This is a genomic window from Ostreiculturibacter nitratireducens (assembly GCF_032670585.1).
Classification (GTDB): Bacteria; Pseudomonadota; Alphaproteobacteria; order Rhodobacterales; family Rhodobacteraceae; genus Ostreiculturibacter; species Ostreiculturibacter nitratireducens.
In genome coordinates this window covers 1,241,043-1,258,695 of record NZ_JAVQHL010000001.1, presented here as the reverse complement: position 1 = coordinate 1,258,695, position 17,653 = coordinate 1,241,043, and the positions used below count along the sequence as shown (strand labels likewise).

The window sequence follows — 17,653 nt, the reverse complement described above, 5'->3', positions numbered from 1 at the left end:
AGGTCTTCGGGTGCCATTGTTCTTTTCTTTGAATTCTCAACTGAAATTGGCCGAGTTGGCCAAATTCCGGCGGCAAAGAAACGGCACATTCCATCAATTTCGCGCCCGATTGACGTCCACTTCCAAGGCTTATCTGTTTCTTGAGCGGAACGGGAAACCGTCCCCGCTCGAGGGTAACGAGTAGGCATGTTGCGCCAGGTACGAGTGCTGATGTTGTGTAACGCACCGGGCGGGCAGGTCTCCTGTCTGTCCGGTGTGCGTTGTGTCCTGTCGCGGTTTCCTAGACCGAAAGGCGGACCTGCTGTATCATACGGCTACGTCAGAAGCCTGAATCGTCGCCCTGAGTTCAACCAGGATCAAGGTCGACCGAGATGGACAGGAACGAACCCGCCCCCACCGCACTGACGCCAGAGGCGCAGCCCCTTGGCAACGATGTCTTGCCGGCCGCAGGTCAGCGCGTAGCGCAGCCGGCGCGCTGGAAACTGCCGGGATTCGGTCCGATGGCGCCCATCGAGACGGATTTCGGCAATTTCCCGGCCCAGACCCTGCGTGTGCGCGACCGCGTCCGCACGCGCAACGGCATGTTTGCCCAGATCGTGTGGCTCGATCGGCTCGTGCTCAACGAGGATTTCATGCACCGCCATCCCGAGGCTCAGCCCGTTCTGATACGTGCTGGCGCGATCGGACTTGGCATGCCGAAGCAGGATGTGCTCGTTTCGCCGGGGCAGATGATCTGCCTGGGTGGCGGCTATGGGCCGCGCACCAACAAGCTGGCCTCGGAACTGGTCGGCGGGGGCAAGGCAATCCGCAGACCGGAACCCATGTTCACCTATACCCTGTTCCATTGCGGAACGCCGGTCGAGGTGCATGTTGATGGCGTCTGGATGCATGTGGATCCGGATTTCGTCCGCGCGTTCCACTGAGTCGCGGGCCCCGCTTTCAGCTTCGACCAGAAGCGACGCGATTTTTCCGGCTGAGAGATATGCAGCGAGTGTTGACTGCGTCGACACAAAGGTCGCACTCGTTAACAACTATTTAGCAAACCACTTACAATCAACACTCGCTACACGTGTTATCTTGATCCCCGTTGCTGCCGAGTCGAACAAGCTGTCTTTCCGTACAAGTCCAGTCGGCCAGGTCGTCTGAAAAGTCCCGCGGCCGTCACTGCGAAGGTTCAGCCGAAATGCCTGCTTCCGACCGATCGCTCGATGGCTTCGGCGGCTTCAAGCCTCTGGTATTCGGAGGAAAACCAGGAGCGTGCGATATCGCCCCGGGACACCGATTGCGCGCGCCGGTCCTCGCCTCGGAGTAAGCGGCTCCGTACGGATTTGAGCATGCACCTCGGCCCGAGCCGCTCCGAGCGACCTTGATCCGCGGTGATCCGTCAGGTCCGGTCAAAGCGCAGGCGCGTCACTTGTTCCCTTGTCTCGTCCGGGCGCAGGAGTATCGACGGGAAGGCCGTATGGTGGACCGCGTCTGGCCAGAGCTGGGCCTCCAGCGCGAGCCCCGCGAAGCTGCCGTATGGTCGCCCGCCGTGCCCGACAAAGGGCGAAGAACCGGCTGACGACATGTCGTAGACCTGAAGCCCCGGTTCCGTCGTCGCGAGCCGCAGCCGAACACCCGACTGCCCGATCAGCTCGGCGACTTCCGTAAGCTGCCTCGGCCCATCGGCGAGGCACAGGTTCACGTCATAGGTCCGCTGCGCCTTCAGGGTTCGTCCCCCGCGCAGATCGAACACGGTGCCGGCGACCTCCCGCACCTCTCCCGTCGGGATGTATGCATCGGTCAGCGGCAGGAAGCTGTTCGCCGCCACGCGCAGCCAGTGGCCGGCGATCGTTTCCGACCCGTCGAGGTTCCAGTAGCTGTGGTTCGTCAGGTTCACGAGCGTCGGCGCGTCGGTCGTGGCGGTCAGCCGAAACGTCAGCGCCGCTTCGGCTTCCACAGAGATTACGGACTCGATCCGACGGTTCCCTGGAAACCCGCCCAGCCCGTCGGGCAGGTCGAGTGTCAGCGTCACCCGGTCCGCCCTCGCATCCGCTATGGACCACACCTGGTGCTGGATGCCCGTCGGCCCGCTGTGAAGCGTCGTATCCGCGCCCACGTTGACATCGAACCGGCAGAGGCGGCCGTCTATCTCGGCCCGCGCACCGGCGATCCGGTTCGCGACGGGCCCGACGATCGGCCCGAAATGCGCCATCGGCCCCTCGTAGGCGGCCAACTCCGCGGAACCGAGCGTAAGCGGCCAGTCAACGCCCTCCAGCCGTAGATCCTGCAGGGTCGCCCCGTGCGTCAGCACCCGCGCCGTGAGCCCTCCGCCGCGAAGGGTGATAGCCTGCACCTCGGTCCCTTGCCGGGTCTTCCCGAAAACGGTGACATCCGCGCTCAAAGGATCACCCGGTGCTCGGCCTGGCCGCGCACTCCTGCTTTCACCTCGAATGTCTGCCCGTTGAGCGGTTGCTCCTCCAGCATGGCGGCGGACAGGCCCTGGCGGGCCGTCGTCACGAAGAGCGTGCCGAGGTCCTGCCCCCCGAAGGCCGGGCAGGACGTATGACGGGCCGGGATCGGGACGTGGCCGAGGGGTTCGCCCCTGGTATCATATGCTGAGACGCGCGAGGCGCCCCATTCTGCGCACCAGAAGTTCCCCTCCGCGTCGAAGACGGCACCGTCCGGGTTGCGGTCACGGGCGGCGAAGTCGATGAAGACCTCCGGCTCGCCCCGCGGCCACCCGTCGGTTTCCGACAGCGCGACGCGCCAGACCTTTCGCGCCGCCGTGTCCGCGAAATAGCCGTGCCTTCTGTCCGGCGGAAAGCTGATCGCATTCGAGATCGTGATCGGCGCAAAGAGCTGCCGCACCTCGCCCCTGTAGTAACGGTAGATCGCGCCGAGGGCAGGTTCCGCCCGCTTGCCCATCGTGCCGATCCAGAATCCGCCCCAAGGGTCCGCGCGCCCGTCATTCGATCGCGTCGCGGGGTTATCACGCTCCAGGGGCGCCGCGAGGTCCTTTTCCCCCGTTTCGAGATTCAGCACCGACAGCGAAGTTTCAGAGGCGACGAGCAGTCGGTCCGCGTCCACCCATCCGGCGGCGGAGACATGCTCGTCGAACTTCCAGTGCTTCGGCCCCTCGGCAGACCGCGTCAGCAGGCGCCTGTTCAGGATGTCGAACCAGAAAAGCTGTGCGCGCTCGGGATGCCAGAGCGGACCTTCGCCCAACGCGCACCGCGTATCGTCGAAGACGCGGGGCGGGGCGGTCAGGGCGGGATCGGTCATGTGCGCTTCCTCCGCGCCCGGCTCGTAGCGGGCAGCGCGATTTAGCGCAGCCGAAGCCTTGGTTGGCAAGCCTGCCGGCTTGCCTCACTCACCCGAAAGACACTCCACGAGCGTCTCGGCCAGATTCTCCATCAGCGCCACGTAAAGGCCCGGACCGTCGTGCAACCGGCTGCCGGTCGGATCTAGGGGCGCGCCGACCCTGACATTGGTGCCCTCGACCAGAACTTCCACCGGTTTCGGATCATGCTGAGCCTCGGGAAAGGCGCAGACGACTTCGCCCGCCTCGAGCAAGTCACGGATCTCTGCCAGATGCGCGGCGCCCGGCTGGGCCGCATCCCCTTCGGCGATCGCGCCGTTCAGGGTCAGGCCGTAGTGCTCCGCGAAATATCCATATGCCTCGTGGTATACGATGAAGGGCCGCCCCGTGACTGGCGCAAGGCGCTCCCCTATGCGTGCATCCATCGCCCTGATCGTGCCCCGCGCGGTATCCGCGTTCGCGGAATAGGCGGCGGCATTCTCGGGATCAAGGCTGCCAAGCTCTTCCGCGATGGCCGAGAGCCAGACTTCCGCGTTGGCCGGGTCCAGCCAGGCATGGGGATCGGTGCCCTCGTGCGCATGGCCGTGCGCGTCGTCATGCGCCTCTTCGCCCCCTTCTGCGTCGAATTCCCTGAGATGCGTTCCGTCCGTCTCGAGAAGCGCGAGCGAAGTGCCCTGCGCGCCCGCGATGGCCCGGTCAAGCCAGGGCGTAAGTTCCGGGCCGACCCAGATGACCAGATCCGCGCGCTGAACTGCCCGTGCCTCGCTCGGTCGCATCTGGTAGGAATGTGCGCTGGCGCTCGGATCCAGCAGCACGTCCGGCGTGGCGATGTCGCCCATCACCATGGCGGCAAGCGACTGGACTGCGGGGATGTCGGTCATGACCTCGGGCACTTCGGCCGCCGCCGGAAGGGCGAAAAGGGCGGCAGAGATCAGAATTGCTGGACGCACGGCGTTACTCCGGGCTTGTGGTTGGTGGGGCCCTTGTTTTATGTAATAGTGTAACAGTCAAGCAGAAAGCGACGGAATGAACAGCGCCCAACCTCCCGCCGGAACGGCGCTCGCGTTCGCGCGCCACGACCATGCCAACTGCGCTGACGAGGTCCTGACGCGCGCTGAGGCCCTCGCCAAGGCCAATGGCGCACGCCTGACGCCCGTCCGGCGCCGCACTCTGGAGATCCTTCTGGAGGCCCATCGGGCCATGGGGGCCTACGAGGTCCTGGAGCGGCTCGCGGCGGAAGGCTTCGGCAAGCAGCCCCCGGTCGCCTACCGCGCGCTCGATTTCCTGGTGGAGATCGGCCTCGCGCATCGCATAAGGCGTCTGAACGCCTTCACGGCCTGCATGCACCCGGGGGAGGCGCACAGCCCGGCCTTCTTCATCTGCCGGAAGTGCGATCACCTGGCCGAGGCGCCCGCCGCCGCAGTGCGCGCGGCGCTCGAATCGGCAGCCGAAAAGCTCGGCTTCACCATCGAGAGGACGAACGTCGAGGCTCTGGGCCTTTGCCCCGCCTGCGCGGAGGAACGGACATGAGTCTGATCAAGGCCACGGATCTCGGCGTGCGCCACGGCGGCGCGGCGGTGCTTGAGCACATAGATTTCAACATCGAGAAGGGCGAAATCGTCACGATTGTGGGTCCCAATGGATCCGGCAAGTCGACGCTCGTGCGCGCGCTCATCGGGCTTGAGCCGGCGGCCTCGGGCGCGGTGACACGGGCCAGGGGGCTCCGGATCGGCTATGTGCCCCAGCGTCTTCACATTGACGCCGGGCTTCCGATGACCGTGCGCCGCTTCCTGTCGCTTCCGTCACGCGTCTCCGATTCCGACGCCGAGGCCGCGCTTGCCCGCACCGGTGTCCCCGGGCTGGGCTCGCGGCAGATGGCGGCGCTTTCGGGAGGGCAGTTCCAGCGCGTGCTTCTCGCCCGCGCGCTGCTTTCCCGCCCCGACATCCTGATTCTCGACGAACCGACGCAGGGGCTCGACCAGCCCGGCACCGCCGCTTTCTACCGCCTGATCGAAGAGGTCCGCGCCGAGACGGGGGCCGCGGTCCTGATGGTCAGCCACGACCTTCATGTCGTGATGAGCTCCTCGGACCGCGTGATCTGCCTCAACGGCCACATATGCTGCGAAGGAACGCCGCAGGTCGTCTCCGCCGCGCCGGAATACCGTGCACTCTTCGGTCTCGGAACGGGCGGCGCCTTCGCGCTCTACCAGCACCATCACGACCACGATCATGACCACGACCACGGGCATGGCCACGATCACACGCACCCGCATCACCTTGATCACGAGGGCGAAAAAGCCGGCCATGCTTGACGACTTCCTGATTCGAGCCGCTCTCGCCGGCATTGGCCTTTCGCTTGCGACGGGCCCCCTCGGCGCGTTCGTCCTCTGGCGGCGCATGGCCTATTTCGGGGACGCCACGGCCCATGCCGCGATCCTCGGGGTGGCTCTGTCCTTTGCGTTCACGGCGCCCGTCTATGCCGGCACATTGGCCACCGCGCTCGCGATGGCGCTCGCGGTGACGGCGCTCGCGCGGCGCGGTCATGCAATGGATGCCGCGCTGGGCGTCCTCGCCCATACCGCGCTGGCCGCAGGTCTTCTTGCCGCTTCGTTCATCGCCGGGCTTCGCGTGGACCTCTCCGCCTACCTCTTCGGCGACATCCTTTCCGTGACGCGGTCGGACATATTCGTGATCTGGGCGGGCGGAGCATGTGTGGCGGGCCTGCTTCTGTGGCGCTGGCAGGCGCTGCTGACCGCGACGGTGAACGAGGAACTCGCACAGGCCGCCGGGATCCGTCCGGACCGGGAGAGACTCGTGCTGACGCTTGCGCTCGCCCTGACCGTCGCGGTGGCGATCAAGATCGTAGGCGCGCTGCTGATCGCGTCGATGCTCGTCATCCCCGCCGCCGCTGCGCGTGGCTTTGCCCGTTCGCCCGAGGTGATGGCGGCCCTGGCGACGCTCGCAGGGGTCCTCGCGACGCTCGGAGGGCTTTTCGCCTCGCTCCGTTTCGACACGCCGGCGGGGCCGTCGATCGTGGCTGCCGCCGCGGTGCTGTTCGCGCTGAGCCTCACGCGCGCGCGGTCACGTCGAGGCGGATGAATCGCTTGACGCCCGCGCCCTTTCCCCGTAAACGGCGCGGACGGAATTCGGGGCGCGCTGCCATAGCGGCGCCCTTTGACGTTATCGGATGATCGGGCAGGGGCCCGGAAGCACAAGGAAGACAGCCATGTCGCGCGTCTGCGAACTGACCGGCAAGGGCCCGATGACGGGCAACAACGTGAGCCACGCGAACAACAAGACCAGGCGCCGGTTCCTCCCGAACCTGAACGATGTGACGCTGATCTCGGACGTTCTCGGCCAATCGTTCAAGTTCCGCATCTCGGCTGCGGCGCTGCGTTCGGTCGACCACCGTGGCGGCCTCGACGCGTTCCTCGCCAAGGCGAAGGACGAAGAGCTCTCCGCCAAGGCGCTCAAGGTCAAGAAAGAAATCGCCAAGGCTCAGGCCGCGGCCTGATTTCAGCCTCCGGGCAATCTTTCGCGGCCCCGCCATCGGCGGGGCCGCTTCGTTTTGCCGCTTCCACTTCGCCCTTCGGATCGCATATCTGGAAGCCATGACGAAGCGGAACCTCAGTCCGGCACTGGCCCTGATTCTCGCGGCGCTGCTCGCCGTGACCAGCATCACGCTGGCCACCGCGCGCGGCCAGACGCGGGTCGGGGGCACGGTCGTGCTGTGTTCCGGGGCGCTCTACGTGCCCGGCTCCGTCAATGCGGACGGCAATCCGACGACGCCGCATCTCTGCCCGGACATGGCGCTTGGCCTTGTCGCGGGCCTTGCCGCACCCGCACCCGAGATCGCGCGCCCGGCGGGCCGTGCCGAGGCGCTTGCAGCGGCGTGCCAATCCGATCCCTGTCCGCGCCCGGTCCCTTCCGCGCCGGCCCGTGGGCCCCCTGTCCTCGCCTGATCCTTCCCATCAGACGAAACTCGAAGACAGGACAAGAATCACATGTTTCTCAAGACTCTCCTGACCGCTGCTGCGGTTGCCGTCGCCATGCCCGCCTTCGCTGAAGGTACCATCACCGTCACCGAGGCTTACGCCCGTGCCGGAAGCCCGATGTCCAAGGCGGGCGCCGCCTTCATGGTCATTTCGAACTCGGGTGCCGAGGATGACCGGCTGATCGACGCCTCCTCCGAAATCGCGGTGAAGACCGAACTGCACACTCACATCGCCGGCGCCGATGGCGTCATGCAGATGGTCCATGTGCCCGAAGGATTCGTGATCCCGGCGAATGGCAGCCACGAACTCGCGCGCGGCGGCGACCACGTCATGTTCATGGGGCTGAAACAGCCGATGCAGCAGGACGATGTCGTCACCGTCACGCTCGTCTTCGAAAAGGCGGGCGAGATGGTGATCGAGGTTCCCGTGGACCTGACACGCGGCCAGGGCACGATGATGGATCAGGGCGGCGGCATGGGTCACATGCACGGTGCGCAGATGAACGGGGCCGCAGCGACGAACTGAGGCCGACGAGGAGGCGGTCAGGGCCGCCGCGCGGTTGAAATCCGACATCTTCGTCGCTTCCCGCCGCGCGGAGGCAAGGCAGATCGGGCAGGAGAAGGCGCCACTCTTCCGGAGTCTTTCCTTGCTCTCTGCGCATACGATCCCCGACGCTTTTTCGCCTTCCGAATGCGACCGCATCATCGCCATTGCCGAGGAGGGGGCGCTTGACGACGCCGGTCTCGTCGGCCAGCGCGCCGACCACAACATCCGGCGCGCAGACCTCGCCTGGCTTGACGAGCGGGCCGGGGCGGAATGGGTGATGGACCGGATCATGTCCGTCGTCGCCCGCGCGAACCGGGAGCATTTCGACTTCGCGCTCTCCGAATTCGCCGAAAGTGCCCAGGTCGCGCGCTACGGCGCCGAACGGGAGGGGCATTTCGACTGGCATTCGGACATTGGCCTTGGCCAGGTCGCCCAGCGACGCAAGCTGACCATGGTCGTGCAGCTTTCGGAGCCCGCGAACTACGATGGCGGTCGGCTCGAACTTCGGGCCGACCGTGCGACGGAGGAGGCCCGGACCGAGCGTGGCAGCGCCACGCTGTTTCCGAGCTTCGTGCTGCACCGCGTGACACCGGTCACATCGGGGGCCCGCTGGTCGTTGACGATCTGGGCCCACGGTCCCGCGTTCCGCTGAGACGGCCCGGAACCTCGGGGCAGAGGGCTCAGGCCAGCATCTCGTCCACCCACTGCGGCACGATCTCCGTGGCGGGCCCGGTGCGTGTCTCGTCGAAGAGCCGCGTCTGGGCAGAGGATTCGAGGTTCAGCTCAAGCGTACGGGAACCTGTCTCTCTCGCCTGGGCAACGAAGCCAGCCGCCGGATAGACCGTTCCGGAGGTGCCGATCGCAACGAAGAGGTCGGCGCGGGCAAGCGCGCCCAGGATTTCGTCCATGTGATAGGGAATCTCGCCGAACCAGACGACGTCGGGCCGCGTCGCTGGCCGCCCGCAGGCGGGACAAGGATCTTCGACGCGCATGACTTCGGGCGCCTCCCACCGATGGCCGCATTCGGCGCAGAGCGCGCTGCCGTGACGGCCATGCATGTGGATCACGCGGGAATGTCCCGCGCGTTCGTGCAGGTCGTCGACGTTCTGCGTCACGAGCGTCACTTCGCCCGGATAGTTCTTTTCCAGCCTGGCCAGCGACTCATGTGCCGGATTTGGCTTTGCTTTCCGGACATTGGCACGACGCATATTGTAGAATTCATGCACGAAGGCTGGATTCCGGGCGAACGCCTCTGGCGTCGCGAGGTCCTTCAGGTCGTAGCGCGACCAGATCCCGCCCTTGTCGCGGAACGTGGACAGGCCGCTTTCAGCTGATATCCCGGCACCGGTCAGGATGACGATCCGCATCCATTCATCCTCCTGTCGCGTCCATGCTAGGCTATCGGGGCGGCAAGACAAGGTGCCGGAACGGGAGACGGCCGATGACGCTCAGGCGCGAGTTGCAGCCAATGCCGGACGATGTCGCCCGGGCGCTTGTCGAAACCGGGCTGCTTTCGGCCTATGACGCGCGCCCGCCCTATCAGCGGAACGACTACCTCGCCTGGATCGCCCGCGCGAAGCGGCCCGAGACACGCCGGAAGCGCCTGGCGCAAATGCTCGACGAGCTTCGCGCCGGAGATGTCTACATGAAAATGGCTTGGCGGGGGCGGTCCTAGCCCGCGCAGAACGCCTCGGCGGTCGCGCCGAAGTTCTTGTAGCGCTGCCAGAAGGCCTCGTGGCTCGCCCGGTCGGACTGCCGGATCTCCTGCGCACGGTGTGGATCGTGGAAGAACTTCGCCGCCTGCCGCTGATCCGAATTGGTGAGCGTCATGTCCGCGACCTGCTGGATGCAGCCGCAGAGCGAGCGGTTCGCCGCCTCGCGCCCCGACCGAAGGCATGCCTGTTCGATCGGACCCGCCCAAGCCGCGGGAGCGATTGTCGAAGCTACTACTGTCGCGATGATCAGCCGTTTCATGTCTGTCTGCCTCAATCCGTCACTCGTGCCCGGACCCGGTTTTCCGGATTCCCCGAGCGCCTGCTCTGACGAAAGAATATGCCGAAGCGGAAAGCAGTTTTCAATTGCGGCGGATGCGCGCGCCCGTCGTGGCGCGGCCGGAACCCATGCGTAAGGCGGCCGGACAGGTCCGCGGACCGGAGTGCGACCCGCCGCTGACGACGAATCGCGCGGCACGTCACCGAGGTTCCCGATACGCACGGCGGTCCGCGAAATGCCCGTCAGAGGAATCGCGAATTGCCTTGCGCTCAAGCGCGTATGCCGGGACGATCCTGGAAGGAAATGGTGCTGCCGGTGAGGATTGAACTCACGACCTCTCCCTTACCAAGGGAGTGCTCTACCACTGAGCTACGGCAGCCGGATTTCGCTCGCGGGTGTTAGTGGCAAACCGTGCCCGACGCAAGCGCATTCTGGACCCTTTCTTCACGCAGGTGTAGAGAAGCGCCATGACGGAAAAACCCGGTAAACCCTCCGCCAAGGCCCAGCCCGATAGCCGCGAGGCGCGGCTCAAGGCTGCGCTCAAGGCAAATCTCCAGCGCCGCAAGGCGCAGGCCAAGGCGCGGGAAGCGGAAAAGAAAGCATAAGAAGGCAGGCGGATGGATTCGATCATTGTCACGGGCGGCTCGCCCCTTCACGGCCAGATCCCGATCGCGGGGGCCAAGAATGCCTGTCTGGCGGTGATGCCGGCGGCGCTTCTGTCGGAGGAGCCGCTGACCCTGACGAACGCCCCAAGGCTTTCCGACATCCGAACGATGACGGAACTCCTGCAGTCCCTCGGCGCCGAGGTGACGCATCTGCAATCCGGGCAGGTACTCGCGCTCTCCGGGCACGACCTCAACAATGTCACTGCCGACTACGAGATCGTGCGCAAGATGCGCGCGTCGATCCTCGTGCTCGGGCCGCTTCTCGCGCGGGCAGGGCGGGCCGTGGTCTCGCTTCCCGGCGGCTGCGCCATCGGGGCGCGGCCGGTCGATCTGCATCTCAGGGCGCTCGAGGCGATGGGGGCGGAACTCGACCTGCGCGAGGGTTACGTCCACGCCAAGGCCCCGCCGGGCGGGCTGCATGGCGCTGAGTTCGAGTTTCCGATGGTGTCGGTCGGCGCGACGGAGAACGCGCTCATGGCCGCGACGCTGGCCAAGGGCACGACGGTCCTTAAGAACGCCGCCCGCGAGCCCGAGATCGTGGACCTTGCCCAATGCCTCCGGCAGATGGGCGCGAAGATCGAAGGCGAGGGAACCTCGACGATCACCATCGAAGGCACGGACCGACTGCACGGCGCGACCCATCCCGTCGTCGTCGATCGAATCGAGCTTGGTACCTACATGCTCGCGCCCGCCATCTGCGGCGGCGAGGTGGAATGCCTCGGCGGCCGGATGGAGCTTGTCGGTTCCTTCTGTGAGAAACTCGACGCGGCGGGGATCCATGTCGAGGAAACGGAGCGCGGGCTAAAGGTCGCGCGGCGGAACGGACGCGTGAACGCGGTCAACGTGGTCACCGAACCCTTCCCGGGTTTCCCGACCGATCTACAGGCGCAGATGATGGCGCTTCTCTGCACCGCGGAGGGCACCTCGGTCCTCGAGGAACGGATCTTCGAGAACCGGTTCATGCATGCGCCGGAACTCATGCGCATGGGGGCGAGCATCGAGGTTCACGGCGGCACCGCCACCGTGACCGGCGTGGAGCGGCTCAAGGGCGCGCGCGTCATGGCAACGGACCTGCGCGCTTCGGTGAGTCTCATCCTTGCGGGCCTCGCCGCAGAGGGCGAAACTCTGGTCAGCCGGGTCTATCACCTCGACCGCGGCTATGAGAGAGTGGAGGAAAAGCTCTCTGCCGTGGGGGCGACGATCGAAAGGGTCAAGGGGGAATGAGCCAGGACGCGCGGTTCGAGGACGGGGCGGAGAGCGCCCTTCATCTCAAGGCCTTCGACGCGGACAGCGTCGCGGTCATCTCCGCGCTGATCCAGGACGCGATCTTCCCGATCACCGAGATCAAATGGGAGCCGAAGGCGCGCCGCCTCTCGCTCCTTCTGAACCGTTTCCGCTGGGAAGACCGGGCGCTCGCGGAACGTCAGCAACGGCCCTACGAACGTGTCCGGTCGGTTCTTGCGATCGGCGATGTGACCGGAGTGGCGAGCCAGGGGATCAACCGTCAGGAACGGGACACCGTTCTTTCGCTCCTCTCGGTTGGCTGGGAACCGGGCGATGACGGGACCGGGCGGATCGTTCTGACCCTCGCGGGTGACGGCGCGATCCGCGCGGATGTGGAATGTGTCGACCTGACGCTTCGCGACGTGACCAAGCCCTATGCCGCTCCGTCCAGGAAAGTGCCGGGGCACCCGGAATAGGCCCCCTCAGCTCGCCCGCGAACGCACGCGGGAGGGCAGATCGAAGAGCTCGGCTGCCTGGTCATAGAACTCCGTCCGGACCTCCGGCCGCTCCATCATCATTTCGTGCTCGGCGCCCTCGAACAGGTTGAATCGGCCCTTCGGCCAGCGCTGCATCCGATCATGCACATTCCGCGGCTCCACCACGCGCTCGTTCGTTCCGAGCGCCGTCAGCACCGGAATCTCAGGGGAGGGAAGCGCCCTCAGTCCTCGCGTCTCGCGCAGCGCCTCGTGCAGCCAGTGCAGGCTTGGCCCGCCCAGCGCAAGTTCGGGATACATCTCGACCTGCCGGCGCTGAAAGGCGAACATCTCCGGGTCGGTCGTCAGCGTGTTCCCTTCGAAGACGTAATCACGCTCCAGATCGACCGGGCCGGTCCCCGGCGCATAGCGATGGGCCTGGCCGATTCTCCGGCTTGTCGCGGCAAGAACCCAGGCGACCGGTCTGAGCGTCGGGGCGATCTTGATTCCCCACATCGGCGCGGAAAAGGCCGCGGCGCGGAAAGGCCGGCCCTCTATCAGCGACCGGAAGGCGATGGCTCCGCCCATCGAATGGGCGACGAGGAAGAACGGCTCGGGCAGGCCGAGTTCGCGCGCCACGGCCTCCACCGCCGCCACGTCCATCTGGTAGTCCGCGAAGCCGGAGACATGCCCCGTTTCGCGGTCGGGGAGAGGGCGATCGGCCAAGCCCTGGCCTCGCCAGTCCACCACGATCGTCGCATAGCCCCGCGCCGCGAATTCCGCCGCCGGGGGGCCGTATTTCTCGACGTATTCCGTCCGCCCGGGAAACAGGAACACCGTCCCGAGGTTGCCCTTGCCCCATGCGGCCACACGGATCCGCACCCTGTCCTCGGTCGTGATCCAGAACGCCTCTCCGCCCTCCGGCGCTTTCGCGATGTCCTGGAAGAAGGGGGCGGACAGGAGTTTCACGACAGGAAGGCACCCAGTTGCATGGCAAGCCCCATATCGCCGTCGACCGTGAGCTTGCCGGTCATGAAGGCCGCGGTCGGATTCACGTCGCCCGACAGGATCCCCTGGAACGTCTCGGCATCCGCCGTCAGCGTGACGTCGGCGTCATCATCGCCTTCGCGCGCGCCGTTCGCGTCGAGAATCAGCGAGCCCTCGCCCGAGATCACGAACTTTGCCGTCCCGGTGAAACCGCCGGCCACCTTCTCGTTCAGCGCGACCACGGCCGCCGTCACAACATCGCTCATCCAGTCCTCCAAAAAGTGATGGCGGGGGCTCTCGTTTTTCCCCGCGCTTAGTCTACACTCTTAAGGGTTATGAAAGCCTTTGCCACCCTTCTCAAATGCGCCGTAACGGCAAGTTGCGTCGTTTTCGTTTCCGCCGCATCGCCGGCCGTCGCCGCGCCGCTCGATGAACTGTTCGCGGAACTGGCCCAACCCGACAATCCCGAATGGCAACGGGTCGAATCGGACATCCTGCGCGAATGGTCGAAATCCGGCTCGCCTGCGATGGATCTTCTCCTCAAGCGGGGCGAGCAGGCGATCGGGGCGGGCGATTACGAAGCCGCCATCGAGCATCTGACCGCCCTGACCGACCATGCCCCTGACTTCCCCGAGGGTTGGAATGCGCGGGCAACCGCCTATTTCCTTGGCGGCTATCTTGGCCCCTCGCTGTCCGACATCCAGCACACGCTGGCACTCGAACCGCGTCATTTCGGCGCGCTCGGCGGTCTCGGCATGATACTTGAAGAGATGGGGAACGAAGAGGCGGCGCTCAAGGCCTACCGCGCCGCGCGGGCTATACATCCGAACCGACCAGACCTAAAAGGCGCGGTGTCGCGCCTTGAACGGGCGCTGCAGGGTACCGACATCTAGGCCCTCTGACGCTTCTGGAGTCTCAAATGGCAGCCGAGACGCGGATCACGGCGGTCCTCGGGCCGACGAATACCGGCAAGACACATTACGCCATCGAGCGGATGCTGGCGCACCGCACGGGCGTGATCGGCCTGCCTTTGCGCCTTCTCGCGCGCGAGGTCTACGACCGCATCGTCGCCGCGCGCGGCCCCTCCGTCGTCGCGCTGGTAACCGGCGAAGAGCGGATCGTGCCCGAACGGGTGCAGTACTGGGTCTGCACGGTCGAGGCGATGCCGGAAGGCATCGGCGCCGATTTCGTCGCCGTGGACGAGATCCAGCTTTGCGCCGACCCGGAGCGCGGGCATGTCTTCACCGACCGTCTTCTCCGGGCGCGTGGTCTTCACGAAACGCTGTTTCTCGGCTCCGACACCATGCGCGGCGCGATCGCAGCACTGGTGCCGAGGGTGCAGTTCGTCCGCCGCGACAGGTTTTCGGAACTGAGCTGGTCAGGTTCGAAAAAGATAAGCCGGATGCCGGGAAGGTCGGCAATTGTCGGCTTTTCGGTTGAGAATGTGTATGCGATCGCCGAACTCCTCCGTCGCCAGAAGGGCGGCGCGGCGGTCGTCATGGGCGCCCTCAGCCCCCGCACGCGCAATGCTCAGGTCGAGATGTATCAGAACGGCGACGTGGACTACCTCGTCGCCACGGATGCGATCGGGATGGGGCTGAACCTCGACATCGGCCATGTCGCCTTCTCGTCCACCGCCAAGTTCGACGGCCGCCGGATCCGCGCGCTCTTCCCGCACGAAATCGGACAGATCGCCGGGCGGGCGGGCCGCCACCTTTCCCCCGGCAGCTTCGGCGTGACCGGGGAGGCCGGCCCGCTTTCCCCGGAAGTCGTCGAGGCGGTCGAGAACCACCGCTTCTCCCCGATCCAGCGGCTGAACTGGCGCTCCGCCGATCTCGACTTCGGCTCGACCGATCGCCTTATCGCCTCGCTGGAGGCGTCTTCCGACGACCCCTGGCTGCAGCGGGGGCGGGAGGCCGACGACGTCGTCGCCCTCAAGACGCTCGCCGAGCTACCGGACATCCGCAGTCGCCTCTCGGGGCCCCGTGACGTGAAACTCCTCTGGGACGCCTGCCGAATCCCCGACTTCCGCTCGATCTCGCCGCACGAACACTCGACGCTCCTCGCCCGGATCTTCGGCTTCCTGCACGACCAGGGCCACGTCCCCGACGACTGGCTCGCGGCGCAGATCGCGCGCATCGACCGGACCGAGGGTGACATCGACACTCTGTCGAAGCGGCTCGCGTATATCCGCACATGGACATATGTCGCACAACGCAAGGGCTGGGTGGCCGACGAAAGCCATTGGCGAGGGCGAACGCGCGAGGTAGAAGACCGCCTGTCGGACGCGCTGCATGGCGCGCTGACCGCGCGTTTCGTGGACCGGCGCACATCTGTCTTGATGCGCCGGCTCAAACAGAAGGAGGCTTTGGTGGCCGAGGTGAACGACAAGGGTGAGGTGACCGTCGAAGGAGAATTCGTCGGTCGGCTCGAGGGCTTCCGCTTCCGTCAGGACGGCTCCGCGTCCCCGGAGGAGGCGAAGACACTGCGCCAGGCCGCCGTACAGGCGCTCCGCCCCGAATTCCACCTGCGCGCTGACCGCTTCTACAACGCGCCCGATACCGAGTTCGACTTCACCGAGCAGGGCGGCCTCATGTGGGGCTCGAGCGCGGTGGGCAAGCTTGTCGCCGGCGCCGATGCGTTGAAGCCGCAGGTCGAGGCATTCGTGGACGAAGAGGCCGGTCCCGACGTCGCCGAGAAGGTGCGCCGCCGGCTTCAGCATTTCATCGACCGCAAGGTCGCGGCGCTGTTCGAGCCGCTTCTCGCCATGCAGCGCGACGAAACGCTCACCGGGCTCGCCCGCGGCTTCGCCTTCCGCCTTGTCGAGGCTCTCGGCGTGCTGCCGCGTGAATCCGTGGCTTCCGAGGTCAAGGAGCTTGACCAGGAAGCGCGCGGCGCGCTGCGCAAGCACGGCGTCCGTTTCGGCCAATACACGATCTTCCTGCCGGCGCTGCTGAAGCCCGCCCCGACGCGGTTGCGCCTCGTTGTGTGGTCGCTCGCCAATGGCCTCTCGGAATTCCCCGAAAGCCCGCCTCCGGGCCTCGTCACGATCCCGAACCTGCCGGACGTGCCGATGGAACATTACACGCTGTCGGGCTATCGCCCGGCCGGGGCCCGCGCGATCCGCATCGACATGCTGGAACGCCTTGCTGACCTCCTGCGCACCAAGGACAGCCGTGCCGGGTTCGAGGCGACCGCCGACATGCTTTCGATCACGGGCATGACGCTCGACCAGTTCGCCGACCTGATGGGCGGCCTCGGCTACAAGGCCGAGAAGGGCGAACGCGAGAAGGTCAAGGCGGTAGCGCCCGAGCCGGCCGAACCGGCGGAGGGGAAATCCTCCAACCCGATCCCGGAGGAGGAATCGGTCCTCCGCCAGGCCGAACCGGAAGCCTCGGGTGAACCCGAGATGGAGGTGTTCTACACCTTCACCTGGGCGCCCCGTCCGCGCGCGGAACGGCGCGAGCCGCGTGGCGAACGGCCCGAGCGCAAGGGCAAGCCCGGCGAGCGGCGCGAGCGCGCCGAGGGCAAACCGCGCGGCGAAGGCAAGCCGAAGGGCAAGCCGAAAGGGCGCCCGCAGGACCGGGGTGGCAAGAGCTTCGAGGCGCGTCCGCCGAAGAAGGAGCGCATCGATCCCGACAACCCCTTCGCCGCCGCCCTCATGGGGCTGCGCGACAAGATCTGAGCCTTGGCGGAAGCTGAGGACCGGATTCGGCTCGACAAATGGCTGTGGCACGCGCGCTTCTTCAAGTCGCGCGGGCTCGCGGCCGAGGTCGTATCCTCTGGCAAGGTCCGCGTGAACGGGCGGCGGGTGGCCAAGCCCGCCCAGCCCGTCGGCCCCGGCGACACGCTGACTTTCCCGCAGGGCGGGCGCATCCGCCTCGTGCGTGTGGTCGCCCCGGGCGACCGTCGCGGCCCGGCGAGCGAGGCGCAGACGCTCTATGTCGATCTGGACTCTCCGCAAGGAACGCCGGTTCCGGACGCGCCGCCGGAAACGGAACCGTCGCCCTGATATCGGCCTTGCGGCAATCAGCGCGGACTTTCCCGACGTCTTCGTCTTGATCGCCCGGGGCACAGAAGCTAGGTAGCGGCGAAAGCAACCTCGTCCCTGGTGCCAGAATGACCTACGTCGTCACGGAAAACTGCATTGCCTGCAAATACACCGACTGCGTCGAGGTCTGCCCCGTGGACTGTTTCTACGAGGGTGAGAACTTCCTCGTGATCCATCCGGACGAATGCATCGACTGCGGCGTTTGCGAACCTGAATGCCCCGCCGACGCGATCCGGCCCGACACCGAGCCCGACATGGAGAAATGGGTGGAGTTCAACCGGAAATATTCCGAACTCTGGCCCGTCATCACCCAGAAGCGCGACCCGCTGCCCGAGGCGGAGGAACGCGACGGAGAGGCCGGCAAGATGGAAAAATACTTCAGCGAGAAACCCGGTCAGGGCGACTGACCGCGTCCG

General features: G+C 66.2%; 23 protein-coding genes and 1 tRNA gene. 16 read left to right on the top strand and 8 right to left on the bottom strand.

Annotation, left to right across the window (positions count from 1 at the left end):
* Window positions 1-371: 371 nt before the first annotated feature.
* Window positions 372-923 carry a Hint domain-containing protein gene (locus ABCN56_RS06080; RefSeq protein ID WP_343079863.1) on the top strand — a complete coding sequence of 184 codons (552 nt, stop codon included), beginning with the start codon at window positions 372-374 and terminating at the stop codon, window positions 921-923.
* A 461-nt stretch (window positions 924-1,384) separates the two neighbouring features.
* Here ABCN56_RS06080 and ABCN56_RS06075 read toward each other — a convergent pair whose 3' ends face one another.
* The 3 genes from ABCN56_RS06075 to ABCN56_RS06065 form a co-directional block, all read right to left on the bottom strand.
* A complete protein-coding gene (locus ABCN56_RS06075; RefSeq protein ID WP_343079862.1) occupies window positions 1,385-2,338 on the bottom strand; it encodes an aldose epimerase family protein in 954 nt (317 codons plus the stop codon).
* 44 nt (window positions 2,339-2,382) lie between these two features.
* Complete coding sequence (locus ABCN56_RS06070) at window positions 2,383-3,267, bottom strand: SMP-30/gluconolactonase/LRE family protein (protein WP_343079861.1); 885 nt, start codon at window positions 3,265-3,267, stop codon at window positions 2,383-2,385.
* 84 nt (window positions 3,268-3,351) lie between these two features.
* On the bottom strand, window positions 3,352-4,254 hold the full coding sequence (locus ABCN56_RS06065) for a zinc ABC transporter substrate-binding protein (RefSeq protein ID WP_343079860.1): 903 nt from the start codon (window positions 4,252-4,254) through the stop codon (window positions 3,352-3,354).
* Window positions 4,255-4,330: 76 nt separating this feature from the next.
* On the opposite strand from ABCN56_RS06065, the gene ABCN56_RS06060 reads away from it, so the two are divergent.
* The 7 genes from ABCN56_RS06060 (at window position 4,331) to ABCN56_RS06030 (ending at window position 8,497) form a co-directional block, all read left to right on the top strand.
* On the top strand, window positions 4,331-4,834 hold the full coding sequence (locus tag ABCN56_RS06060; RefSeq protein ID WP_343079859.1) for a Fur family transcriptional regulator: 504 nt from the start codon (window positions 4,331-4,333) through the stop codon (window positions 4,832-4,834).
* A complete protein-coding gene (locus ABCN56_RS06055; RefSeq protein WP_343079858.1) occupies window positions 4,831-5,616 on the top strand; it encodes a metal ABC transporter ATP-binding protein in 786 nt (261 codons plus the stop codon). The genes ABCN56_RS06060 and ABCN56_RS06055 overlap by 4 nt, the downstream gene beginning before the upstream one ends.
* Window positions 5,609-6,403: a metal ABC transporter permease gene (locus tag ABCN56_RS06050; RefSeq protein ID WP_343079857.1), complete on the top strand. Its 795-nt coding sequence runs from the start codon at window positions 5,609-5,611 to the stop codon at window positions 6,401-6,403. The genes ABCN56_RS06055 and ABCN56_RS06050 overlap by 8 nt, the downstream gene beginning before the upstream one ends.
* Window positions 6,404-6,530: 127 nt before the next feature.
* Window positions 6,531-6,818: a 50S ribosomal protein L28 gene (gene rpmB / locus ABCN56_RS06045; RefSeq protein ID WP_343079856.1), complete on the top strand. Its 288-nt coding sequence runs from the start codon at window positions 6,531-6,533 to the stop codon at window positions 6,816-6,818.
* Window positions 6,819-6,915: 97 nt separating this feature from the next.
* Complete coding sequence (locus ABCN56_RS06040; RefSeq protein WP_343079855.1) at window positions 6,916-7,266, top strand: hypothetical protein; 351 nt, start codon at window positions 6,916-6,918, stop codon at window positions 7,264-7,266.
* A gap of 42 nt (window positions 7,267-7,308) precedes the next feature.
* Window positions 7,309-7,824 carry a copper chaperone PCu(A)C gene (locus ABCN56_RS06035; protein WP_343079854.1) on the top strand — a complete coding sequence of 172 codons (516 nt, stop codon included), beginning with the start codon at window positions 7,309-7,311 and terminating at the stop codon, window positions 7,822-7,824.
* Window positions 7,825-7,945: 121 nt separating this feature from the next.
* Window positions 7,946-8,497 carry a 2OG-Fe(II) oxygenase gene (locus tag ABCN56_RS06030; protein ID WP_343079853.1) on the top strand — a complete coding sequence of 184 codons (552 nt, stop codon included), beginning with the start codon at window positions 7,946-7,948 and terminating at the stop codon, window positions 8,495-8,497.
* 28 nt (window positions 8,498-8,525) lie between these two features.
* Here the strand turns inward: ABCN56_RS06030 and ABCN56_RS06025 are convergent, their stop codons facing one another.
* Window positions 8,526-9,212 carry an NAD-dependent deacylase gene (locus ABCN56_RS06025; RefSeq protein ID WP_343079852.1) on the bottom strand — a complete coding sequence of 229 codons (687 nt, stop codon included), beginning with the start codon at window positions 9,210-9,212 and terminating at the stop codon, window positions 8,526-8,528.
* A 74-nt stretch (window positions 9,213-9,286) separates the two neighbouring features.
* Here ABCN56_RS06025 and ABCN56_RS06020 point away from each other — a divergent pair, with 74 nt between their 5' ends.
* On the top strand, window positions 9,287-9,520 hold the full coding sequence (locus tag ABCN56_RS06020) for a YdeI/OmpD-associated family protein (RefSeq protein ID WP_343079851.1): 234 nt from the start codon (window positions 9,287-9,289) through the stop codon (window positions 9,518-9,520).
* Here the strand turns inward: ABCN56_RS06020 and ABCN56_RS06015 are convergent.
* Both ABCN56_RS06015 and ABCN56_RS06010 read right to left on the bottom strand, forming a co-directional pair.
* Window positions 9,517-9,819: a hypothetical protein gene (locus ABCN56_RS06015; RefSeq protein ID WP_343079850.1), complete on the bottom strand. Its 303-nt coding sequence runs from the start codon at window positions 9,817-9,819 to the stop codon at window positions 9,517-9,519. The two genes, ABCN56_RS06020 and ABCN56_RS06015, sit on opposite strands and share 4 nt — an antisense overlap.
* 322 nt (window positions 9,820-10,141) lie before the next feature.
* A tRNA-Thr gene (locus tag ABCN56_RS06010) sits at window positions 10,142-10,216 on the bottom strand.
* Window positions 10,217-10,304: 88 nt separating this feature from the next.
* On the opposite strand from ABCN56_RS06010, the gene ABCN56_RS06005 reads away from it, so the two are divergent.
* The 3 genes from ABCN56_RS06005 to ABCN56_RS05995 are packed head-to-tail and all read left to right on the top strand — an operon-like array spanning window position 10,305 to window position 12,202.
* Window positions 10,305-10,442, top strand: a complete 138-nt coding sequence (locus tag ABCN56_RS06005) for a hypothetical protein (RefSeq protein WP_343079849.1) — start codon at window positions 10,305-10,307, stop codon at window positions 10,440-10,442.
* A 12-nt stretch (window positions 10,443-10,454) separates the two neighbouring features.
* The gene (gene murA / locus ABCN56_RS06000; RefSeq protein WP_343079848.1) at window positions 10,455-11,726 is read left to right on the top strand and encodes a UDP-N-acetylglucosamine 1-carboxyvinyltransferase; all 1,272 of its coding nucleotides are present in this window, start codon (window positions 10,455-10,457) and stop codon (window positions 11,724-11,726) included.
* Window positions 11,723-12,202: a DUF2948 family protein gene (locus ABCN56_RS05995; protein ID WP_343079847.1), complete on the top strand. Its 480-nt coding sequence runs from the start codon at window positions 11,723-11,725 to the stop codon at window positions 12,200-12,202. The genes murA and ABCN56_RS05995 overlap by 4 nt, the downstream gene beginning before the upstream one ends.
* A gap of 6 nt (window positions 12,203-12,208) precedes the next feature.
* On the opposite strand, the gene ABCN56_RS05990 is transcribed toward ABCN56_RS05995, so the two are convergent.
* Together ABCN56_RS05990 and ABCN56_RS05985 are read right to left on the bottom strand one after the other, a co-directional pair.
* The gene (locus tag ABCN56_RS05990) at window positions 12,209-13,168 is read right to left on the bottom strand and encodes an alpha/beta fold hydrolase (RefSeq protein WP_343079846.1); all 960 of its coding nucleotides are present in this window, start codon (window positions 13,166-13,168) and stop codon (window positions 12,209-12,211) included.
* Window positions 13,165-13,452 (bottom strand): SCP2 sterol-binding domain-containing protein, encoded by a 288-nt coding sequence (locus ABCN56_RS05985; RefSeq protein ID WP_343079845.1) that lies wholly within the window; start codon window positions 13,450-13,452, stop codon window positions 13,165-13,167. Before ABCN56_RS05985 ends, ABCN56_RS05990 begins: the two co-directional genes overlap by 4 nt.
* Before the next feature lie 69 nt (window positions 13,453-13,521).
* Between ABCN56_RS05985 and ABCN56_RS05980 the strand changes: the two genes are divergently transcribed.
* The 4 genes from ABCN56_RS05980 (at window position 13,522) to fdxA (ending at window position 17,644) form a co-directional block, all read left to right on the top strand.
* A complete protein-coding gene (locus ABCN56_RS05980) occupies window positions 13,522-14,079 on the top strand; it encodes a tetratricopeptide repeat protein (RefSeq protein ID WP_343079844.1) in 558 nt (185 codons plus the stop codon).
* A gap of 26 nt (window positions 14,080-14,105) precedes the next feature.
* Window positions 14,106-16,871: a helicase-related protein gene (locus tag ABCN56_RS05975; RefSeq protein ID WP_343079843.1), complete on the top strand. Its 2,766-nt coding sequence runs from the start codon at window positions 14,106-14,108 to the stop codon at window positions 16,869-16,871.
* A gap of 3 nt (window positions 16,872-16,874) precedes the next feature.
* Window positions 16,875-17,198: an RNA-binding S4 domain-containing protein gene (locus tag ABCN56_RS05970; protein WP_343079842.1), complete on the top strand. Its 324-nt coding sequence runs from the start codon at window positions 16,875-16,877 to the stop codon at window positions 17,196-17,198.
* 107 nt (window positions 17,199-17,305) lie between these two features.
* Window positions 17,306-17,644 (top strand): ferredoxin FdxA, encoded by a 339-nt coding sequence (gene fdxA / locus ABCN56_RS05965; protein ID WP_343079841.1) that lies wholly within the window; start codon window positions 17,306-17,308, stop codon window positions 17,642-17,644.
* Window positions 17,645-17,653: the final 9 nt, after the last annotated feature.

Excerpts from the sequence above, each read along its gene's own strand:
- ABCN56_RS06020 (WP_343079851.1), top strand. The coding sequence starts at position 9,287 with ATGACGCTCAGGCGCGAGTTGCAGCCAATGCCGGACGATGTCGCCCGG.
- ABCN56_RS05975 (WP_343079843.1), top strand. The coding sequence starts at position 14,106 with ATGGCAGCCGAGACGCGGATCACGGCGGTCCTCGGGCCGACGAATACC.
- ABCN56_RS05980 (WP_343079844.1), top strand. The coding sequence starts at position 13,522 with ATGAAAGCCTTTGCCACCCTTCTCAAATGCGCCGTAACGGCAAGTTGC.
- ABCN56_RS06080 (WP_343079863.1), top strand. The coding sequence starts at position 372 with ATGGACAGGAACGAACCCGCCCCCACCGCACTGACGCCAGAGGCGCAG.
- murA (WP_343079848.1), top strand. The coding sequence starts at position 10,455 with ATGGATTCGATCATTGTCACGGGCGGCTCGCCCCTTCACGGCCAGATC.
- ABCN56_RS06035 (WP_343079854.1), top strand. The coding sequence starts at position 7,309 with ATGTTTCTCAAGACTCTCCTGACCGCTGCTGCGGTTGCCGTCGCCATG.
- ABCN56_RS06060 (WP_343079859.1), top strand. The coding sequence starts at position 4,331 with ATGAACAGCGCCCAACCTCCCGCCGGAACGGCGCTCGCGTTCGCGCGC.
- ABCN56_RS06070 (WP_343079861.1), bottom strand. The coding sequence starts at position 3,267 with ATGACCGATCCCGCCCTGACCGCCCCGCCCCGCGTCTTCGACGATACG.
- ABCN56_RS06040 (WP_343079855.1), top strand. The coding sequence starts at position 6,916 with ATGACGAAGCGGAACCTCAGTCCGGCACTGGCCCTGATTCTCGCGGCG.
- fdxA (WP_343079841.1), top strand. The coding sequence starts at position 17,306 with ATGACCTACGTCGTCACGGAAAACTGCATTGCCTGCAAATACACCGAC.
- ABCN56_RS06005 (WP_343079849.1), top strand. The coding sequence starts at position 10,305 with ATGACGGAAAAACCCGGTAAACCCTCCGCCAAGGCCCAGCCCGATAGC.
- ABCN56_RS05995 (WP_343079847.1), top strand. The coding sequence starts at position 11,723 with ATGAGCCAGGACGCGCGGTTCGAGGACGGGGCGGAGAGCGCCCTTCAT.
- ABCN56_RS05985 (WP_343079845.1), bottom strand. The coding sequence starts at position 13,452 with ATGAGCGATGTTGTGACGGCGGCCGTGGTCGCGCTGAACGAGAAGGTG.
- ABCN56_RS06025 (WP_343079852.1), bottom strand. The coding sequence starts at position 9,212 with ATGCGGATCGTCATCCTGACCGGTGCCGGGATATCAGCTGAAAGCGGC.
- ABCN56_RS06015 (WP_343079850.1), bottom strand. The coding sequence starts at position 9,819 with ATGAAACGGCTGATCATCGCGACAGTAGTAGCTTCGACAATCGCTCCC.
- rpmB (WP_343079856.1), top strand. The coding sequence starts at position 6,531 with ATGTCGCGCGTCTGCGAACTGACCGGCAAGGGCCCGATGACGGGCAAC.
- ABCN56_RS06050 (WP_343079857.1), top strand. The coding sequence starts at position 5,609 with ATGCTTGACGACTTCCTGATTCGAGCCGCTCTCGCCGGCATTGGCCTT.
- ABCN56_RS06055 (WP_343079858.1), top strand. The coding sequence starts at position 4,831 with ATGAGTCTGATCAAGGCCACGGATCTCGGCGTGCGCCACGGCGGCGCG.